This is a genomic window from Parafannyhessea sp. (genome assembly GCF_051876455.1).
Taxonomy (GTDB): domain Bacteria; phylum Actinomycetota; class Coriobacteriia; order Coriobacteriales; family Atopobiaceae; genus Parafannyhessea.
The window spans coordinates 1-6,470 of record NZ_JBJEHW010000012.1; the positions used below are offsets into that span (position 1 = coordinate 1).

Below are 6,470 nucleotides of genomic sequence, written 5' to 3' on the forward strand. Positions count from 1 at the left end.
GGGTCGTTCATGCCCATGAGCCAGAGCGCCGCGTTGCCCACGAGGAAGAACGTGGCGTCACCCGCAGCCAGGCGCGAGATTGCCTTGAGGAGCCTTGCATTGCTGCTGGTAAACGGCCTGTCTGACGTGATGCTTGCGGCGAGCTTCCACACGAGCGCCAGCGCCGCGAAGAGTGGCAGGGCGAACAGCCAGGCAAACGCAAGCCACGGGGCATACCAGCCTTGGAACTCTGGGTAGTCGTGCACGATGGCCTGGCCGACCTGTGGCACGACAACCGCGCAGATCACAAGCCCGCACGCCGCTGCGCACGCGACGATCGCCCTCAGCCAGACGGAAAGCTTCCTCAGTTCCATTGCGACCTCCTTGCGTTGCGTTGGCATGAGCATAGGGCGGAACGCATCGCATTGCAATAATAAATTATCGAGATACGATAAATTATTCTTCTCGCCCGCGTTGGCGTGGGGCGATTGGCGGGGAGTTTCGACGTGTGCGGACGCTCGCGCGCGTAGTATCGTAGCAGGGGAGAAGTGCGGCGCGCCAGGCGCGTCGCCCGTGCTACGTGAGGGGTTGCCATGGACGCAAACGTGAGCAAGCGCAACGAGCTTTTGGCCCAGACCGTCATCAAGGGGCTTGGCCGCAGGAACATCACCGCGGAGTACGCGGTCAGCCGCGAGGACGCCCTGGCGCAGGCGCTGGCCTACATTGGCGAGGGGTCGAGCGTCACGATGGGCGGCTGCGCCACCGCGCACCAGATTGGCCTGAACGATGCCCTGACCAGCGGAAACTACAACTTTATCGACCGTGACAAGGCGGAGGACCGTCGCGCCGCCATGCTGGCCGCCTACGACGTGGACGTGTACGTGGCAAGCGCGAACGCCATCACGAACGACGGCGTCATCGTGAACATCGACGGCAACTCCAACCGCACGAGTGCCATCGCCTACGGGCCCAGGCACGTGCTCTTTCTGATTGGGATGAACAAGGTCTGCGGCGACCTGGACGCGGCCATCAAGCGCGCCCGCAACGTGGCGGCGCCCATCAACGCGCAGCGCTTTGACATCAACACGCCGTGCCGCAAGACGGGGGCGTGCGCGGACTGCAAGTCCCAGGACACCATCTGCTGCAACTTCCTGATCACGCGCTTCAGCCATCACCCCGGCCGCATGCACGCGATCCTGATTAACGACAGTTTGGGGTTCTAGCGGGCTCTGGCAGTTGGCTGCGCGGTCGCGCGGCTAAGCGAGGTTGCAACAAAAAGTTAAACGCTATCTTGCATTTACCTGCAAGGTAGCGTTTTTTGATGAGCAACATGCAGCCTGTGCGTGTGATAGAATCGCCCTCACACCAGCGGTGTCCGTACGCGGGCGGCGCCTTTCGAAAGGAGGGCGTTTGCCTATGAACATGCACCTTGTTCTGAAAGTCCTGAAGGCCATCGCGCTCTGCGCGAGCATCGCCCGAGCCATACTCGACATAGTCGTGGAGGTGAGGGAAATGCGACAGGATCATAAGCGAGATAACGGATGACGAGGAGTTTCTAGGGGCCCAGCTGGCACTGGACCCCTAGGAAAGTAACCCCGCGCCGCCCGCGTTCCCCTTAACCAAAGGACGGGCACCGCTGGTGTTCTTATTTTACCCCGTGCTGGGGCCTGAGTCATCTAGGATTGCGGCTCACGCCAAAATGACTCGCACTAACGGAAGCGAAACCGTGCCGCGTCCGAACCTTACAAAAGAGTAAGCCACCCGTAAGCGGGGTCGATGGCTGCGCGGACGCCCAGATGGGACCATATGGTTGCAAGCAGGGCGGCGACCGCGCGAGCGGCGCCCGGAAGAAAGGCGGCAGCCATGGACTTCATGCCAGAGTTTATCGAGAACCTCGTGTTCGTCGCGATCAGCGGGCTGCTCTTCCTCATCGTGGTGGTGGGGGACGGGTCGGACGCGATGGAGTCCAGGGGGCTCTTCGGGCGTCGCACGGCCCACGGCTGGCGCGCACGCCGCGGTGGCGGCTGGCGCCATGCACGCGGCCGCTAGCTGCAGATAAGGCAAAGCTGGGCGAGAAGGACGGCCGCTCTTCTCGTCCGGTAAAGCCAGACGCAAGATGGCCGCAATCGTGAGCGAAAAGCGCCCCCGGTACCAGGACGTTCCTGGGTCGGGGGCGCTTGCATGCGTCTTGCCTATGTCTTGCGCGAATGCGAGGCGTGGTTCGATGCGCTAAAGAGCGGCGCGGTAGATCTCGACGATGTCCTCCTTGGAGAGCGGCACGAAAGATCCCTTGCAGCCATCTGCGGCCTTCTGCGCCATGACGTCGAAGTTCTTCTCGTCCGTGATGCCGACGGCGCGGAGGTTCGCGGGCATGTGCATGGTATCGGTAAAGAACTCGCGCGTGCGGGCGATGGCCTCGCGGGCGACGGGCGCGTCCTCGGTGCCGGTGAGGCCCCAGACGTTGCGGCCGTAGGTCGCGAACTGCTTGACGGTCTTGTCGGACAGCACGTGCTCCATCCAGACCGGCGTGAGGATGGCGAGTCCCTCGCCATGCGTTATGTCATAAAACGCGGAGAGCTCGTGCTCCATGGGGTGGACGCACCACGCGGGGGAGCAGCCGTCGCCCACCAGGCCGTTGATGGCGTGGCTGGCCGCCCACATGAGGTTGGCGCGTGCGTCGTAGTCGTCGGGATGCTCGAGCGCGATGGGGCCGTAGTGGATCATGGTCTTGAGCAGGCCCTCTGCCAGGCGCTTCTGCACGTAGGCGCCATCATCCATGCTAAAGTAGTTCTCGAAGGTGTGGCTCATCATGTCCGCCGTGCCCGCGGCCGTCTGGCGAGCGGGGACCGAGAACGTGTACGTGGGATCCAGAATGGACATCGTGGGCTTGAGCGCCTCGCCGGCAGTGCCCCACTTCTCGTTTTTGGTCATATCCGATATGACGGCAAAAGCATCCATCTCGGAGCCCGTGGCGGAAAGGGTCAGGACCGAGAAGATCGGCAGTGCCGACTTGATGAGCTCCGGGTGCAGCACGAGGTCCCACGCGTCGCCATCGTACTTGGCGCCGGCCGCGACGACCTTGGCGCAGTCGATGGTGGAGCCGCCGCCGATGGCGAGGACCATCTGGATGTCGTTGTCACGGCAGAGCTCGACGCCGCGGCGGACCGTCTGGATGCGCGGGTTGGGCTCGACGCCCGCGAGCTCGAACACCTGGACCTTGGCCTCGCCCAGGATTCGCAGGGCCTCGTCGTAGATGCCGTTGCGCTTGATGGAGCCGCCGCCGTAGCAGAGCAGCACGCGGCTGCCGTAGTTGGCGAGCTCGGACAGGTGCGAGATCTGCCCCTTGCCAAAGTGAATGGTGGTGGGTACATGGAACGTAAAGTTATACATGATGCTCCTCGCCTTCCGTACGGGGCGGCACGGGTGCCGCCCACGCCAATCGGGGAGCCTTCTACCCATCGGGGCGCCAAAGTTATCGGATATTTTGCGGAAGGTAGGTACGAGTTGCCAAGCGCCGCGCACGAGTGACGGCGCGGGGCGAGGGCGTTAGTTCTTCTCGCCCGTGTTGGCGGTCGTGGCGCTGGTGGCGTCTGCGGTGCTGGCTTGCTCGGCCTCGAGCTCCCTCAGCTCCTCGATGGCCTCCTCGGCCTCCTCCTCGATCTTCTCTTCCTCCTTGATTTCCTTCCGGTGTTCGCGGTCCTCGAACATGAGGACAAAGGCAACCAGCAGAAAGACGCAGCTTGCCGCGATCGCGTGGAGCGAGAACGCGCCCAGCAGCGTGTTGCCCAGGATGGCGCCCAGGACGAACGTGAGGATGATGAGGTAGTACAGGAACGCGGAGCGCAGGTCGCGACGCTTGCCCTCGTGGGTGTAGTTGACGAGCGCCGCCGTGCCGCTGCGCAGGTTGCCGATGCACATGGTGGTGGCAAACGGGCGGCCGTGCAGCTTGCGGAAGGCCTGGACCTGCATGCCGCACGCGAGCGACGTGAGGCTGTTAGCCACGAGGTTGATGGAAGATGGCATAAACGACACGGCGGCAAGCAGAATTGCCTCCACGATCACGACGGTCTGGCGCCAGTGGATGCCGTGGCCCTCGTGCAGGCGAATCTGGTGCGCGATGGCGCAGCCAAGTGCAAAGCAGAGCACGGGGCAGAGGTAGTGCGGCACGTTCTGCCACGCGCCCTCGGATATGTTGATGCCCAGGAGCAGCAGGTTGCCGGTCTGCGCGTTGGCGAAGACCTTGTCGCGCCCGAGGAAGGAGTACGCGTCCATCAGGCCTCCCGAGCAGGCGAGTACCATGGCGAGCCAGACGGACTCGGACGTTTGCTGGGCACGCTTCCTGAGGAGCTTCATGCGGGGGCTTCCTTCCGGTATGATTGGGCCCGTCGTGTGGACGGGCGGATGGTGTTGGATTCAGCATGTAAAAAGGTACTACAGTCAAGTGCCGCTCCGCGGACGGTGGCAAAACATTTGCGAAAGCGGTATCAACCACGCGCTGGGACAGTCAATTGATTCACATTGTGTATGGATGCGGCATGATACTTGTATTTTACGTATACGTGTGGCGCGCCTAATCTTGAGCTGACCGACGGATGACCGTCGCGACGTCAGAAAGGCAGGCAACCATGAACCCAGATCACCTTCTGCTGGCAGCGCTCTTCGCGCTGCTCCTAATCTACGGTCCCAACAAGCTTCCCCAGCTTGGGAGCGCCATCGGCAAGACCGTCAAGAACGTGCGTGACGGCATGGACGAGGCGGGCGAGGCAACGGAGCACTCCGCGGACGATTCCGACCTCCTGGAGCCGTAATTCTCGCCCATGCGCCGGGCGTCATGCCGGCGCGATGTACGCGATATGTTGACGACGCAACGACACTCGCGCTCCCTCCCGCGGTGCTAGAATGTTGACGTGTCAACAAGTGCCAGGCAGCCCGACGCGCTTGGCGATGGCGTTGGGCTGCCTGCGTCGTGCGCGCGACCGTTGCCGGGCACGGCGGGACGTGAGGAGAAGATCGTGGCCAACGACAGGTTCGAGAACTTCGTGGGCCTGGTCTATGCGCTCAACAAGGAAGTCGGCCGCATCAAGACGCAGAAGATGGAGTCGCTGGGCCTGCGCGGGACCGACACCATGGTGCTGTACTACCTGGCGCACTCGGACGGGGGCCTGCACGAGGCGGACATCGCGCGGCTCATGCGGCAGGACCGCGCCGCCGTCACGCGCATCGTGTCGCGGTTGGAGAAGAGCGGCCTGGTGGAGCGCGACCTCGCGGACGACGCGACGGCGTCGGGCGGGCGCGGCTCCAGGTACCGCGCGCCGGTACGGCTCACGGCCCGCGGGCGCGAGGCCGCGCTCGAGATGGACCAGATCATCGACGACGTGGTCGATCGCGCGAGCGCGGACATCACGCCCGAGGAGCGCAGCCGCTGCTACGGGTGGCTGAGGCAGGTGCTGGAGTCGCTCGAGAAGATCGAGTAGCCGCGCCCGCCGCGCCATACCAAATGTCATAAGTTACGCAACCACTACTGCCGCCGGGCGCCGCCCGGGGGAGGGGACAGCCATGCCAGTTCGCATCATCACGGATTCCGCGTCCGACATCGTGGACTTTCCCAACCCAAACCTCACCGTGCTCCCGCTGACGGTCGCGTTTGGGAACACCGTATACCACGACGGGGTCGACCTCACGCACGAGCGCTTCTTCGAGCTGCTGGTGGAGTCCGACGCGCTGCCCAGCACCGGTGCGGTGGCGCCCGGCGCGTTTGCGCAGGCCTACGACGCCGCGACCGCCGTGGGGGAGGACGTCGTGGTCGTGACGCTCTCCTCAAAGGTTTCCGCCACCTGGCAGAGCGCGTGCATCGCGGCCGAGGGGCGCCCCAACGTCAACGTGGTCGACTCGCTCAACTCCTGCATCGGGCAGCGCGTGCTCGTGGAGTACTCGCTCATGCTGGCGGAGCGTGGCCTGCCCGCGGCGGAGGTCGCGTCACGCCTCGAGGCCGCGCGGTCGCGCGTCCGCATGCTCGGGCTTCTCGACACCCTCGAGTACCTGCGCCGCGGCGGACGCATCGGGTCGGCGGCGGCCGCGGCGGGCATGCTCCTCTCCATCAAGCCGGTTGTCACGATGACCGACGGCGGCATCCAGCTGCTCGGCAAGGCGCGCGGCTCCAAGAACGCGAGGAACCTCCTGGTCCAGCTCGTGGACGAGCACCCGATCGACTTCGCCATGCCCTTCTCGCTCGCCTGCACCGCGGGCGGCGAGGCGATGCTGCGCAAGTACGTGCGCGACTCGCGCGACCTCTGGGAGGGCATCGTGGACGCGCTGCCCATCACCACCGTCGGCGCGACCATCGGCACGCACGTGGGTCCCGGCGCCATCGCCGTGGCATACTTCTCCAAGGACGCGTAACCCACGGCAAGCGGCCCAACGCGGGCGAGAAGAACGACTTTCCTGCCGGCAGCCTGCCACTGCCGGCAACCGACGTGCGCCATTTGCGGAGA

At 64.6% G+C, this 6,470-nt stretch carries 8 protein-coding genes; 5 read left to right on the forward strand and 3 right to left on the reverse strand.

The window, feature by feature from the left end; translation table 11 throughout:
* The coding region (locus ACI38Z_RS00540) for a DUF2975 domain-containing protein (protein ID WP_439788242.1) at nucleotides 1-353 on the reverse strand (353 nt) is incomplete at its 3' end.
* A gap of 219 nt (nucleotides 354-572) precedes the next feature.
* Between ACI38Z_RS00540 and ACI38Z_RS00545 the strand changes: the two genes are divergently transcribed.
* Entirely contained in the window at nucleotides 573-1,202 is a 630-nt protein-coding gene (locus ACI38Z_RS00545) for a lactate utilization protein (RefSeq protein ID WP_439788243.1), read from the forward strand.
* A 640-nt stretch (nucleotides 1,203-1,842) separates the two neighbouring features.
* Nucleotides 1,843-2,028, forward strand: a complete 186-nt coding sequence (locus tag ACI38Z_RS00550) for a hypothetical protein (protein WP_439788244.1) — start codon at nucleotides 1,843-1,845, stop codon at nucleotides 2,026-2,028.
* A gap of 180 nt (nucleotides 2,029-2,208) precedes the next feature.
* Here ACI38Z_RS00550 and ACI38Z_RS00555 read toward each other — a convergent pair whose 3' ends face one another.
* Together ACI38Z_RS00555 and ACI38Z_RS00560 are read right to left on the reverse strand one after the other, a co-directional pair.
* Nucleotides 2,209-3,369, reverse strand: a complete 1,161-nt coding sequence (locus ACI38Z_RS00555; RefSeq protein ID WP_439788245.1) for an iron-containing alcohol dehydrogenase — start codon at nucleotides 3,367-3,369, stop codon at nucleotides 2,209-2,211.
* A 156-nt stretch (nucleotides 3,370-3,525) separates the two neighbouring features.
* On the reverse strand, nucleotides 3,526-4,332 hold the full coding sequence (locus ACI38Z_RS00560; protein WP_439788246.1) for a YoaK family protein: 807 nt from the start codon (nucleotides 4,330-4,332) through the stop codon (nucleotides 3,526-3,528).
* Nucleotides 4,333-4,604: 272 nt separating this feature from the next.
* Between ACI38Z_RS00560 and ACI38Z_RS00565 the strand changes: the two genes are divergently transcribed.
* The 3 genes from ACI38Z_RS00565 (at nucleotide 4,605) to ACI38Z_RS00575 (ending at nucleotide 6,378) form a co-directional block, all read left to right on the forward strand.
* A complete protein-coding gene (locus tag ACI38Z_RS00565) occupies nucleotides 4,605-4,787 on the forward strand; it encodes a twin-arginine translocase TatA/TatE family subunit (RefSeq protein ID WP_439788247.1) in 183 nt (60 codons plus the stop codon).
* A gap of 204 nt (nucleotides 4,788-4,991) precedes the next feature.
* On the forward strand, nucleotides 4,992-5,453 hold the full coding sequence (locus tag ACI38Z_RS00570; RefSeq protein WP_439788248.1) for a MarR family winged helix-turn-helix transcriptional regulator: 462 nt from the start codon (nucleotides 4,992-4,994) through the stop codon (nucleotides 5,451-5,453).
* Between the two features lie 82 nt (nucleotides 5,454-5,535).
* Nucleotides 5,536-6,378 carry a DegV family protein gene (locus ACI38Z_RS00575; RefSeq protein ID WP_439788249.1) on the forward strand — a complete coding sequence of 281 codons (843 nt, stop codon included), beginning with the start codon at nucleotides 5,536-5,538 and terminating at the stop codon, nucleotides 6,376-6,378.
* Nucleotides 6,379-6,470 lie beyond the last annotated feature (92 nt).

Coding starts and splice junctions, on each gene's coding strand:
- ACI38Z_RS00545 (WP_439788243.1), top strand. CDS start 573: ATGGACGCAAACGTGAGCAAGCGCAACGAGCTTTTGGCCCAGACCGTC.
- ACI38Z_RS00550 (WP_439788244.1), top strand. CDS start 1,843: ATGGACTTCATGCCAGAGTTTATCGAGAACCTCGTGTTCGTCGCGATC.
- ACI38Z_RS00555 (WP_439788245.1), bottom strand. CDS start 3,369: ATGTATAACTTTACGTTCCATGTACCCACCACCATTCACTTTGGCAAG.
- ACI38Z_RS00560 (WP_439788246.1), bottom strand. CDS start 4,332: ATGAAGCTCCTCAGGAAGCGTGCCCAGCAAACGTCCGAGTCCGTCTGG.
- ACI38Z_RS00565 (WP_439788247.1), top strand. CDS start 4,605: ATGAACCCAGATCACCTTCTGCTGGCAGCGCTCTTCGCGCTGCTCCTA.
- ACI38Z_RS00575 (WP_439788249.1), top strand. CDS start 5,536: ATGCCAGTTCGCATCATCACGGATTCCGCGTCCGACATCGTGGACTTT.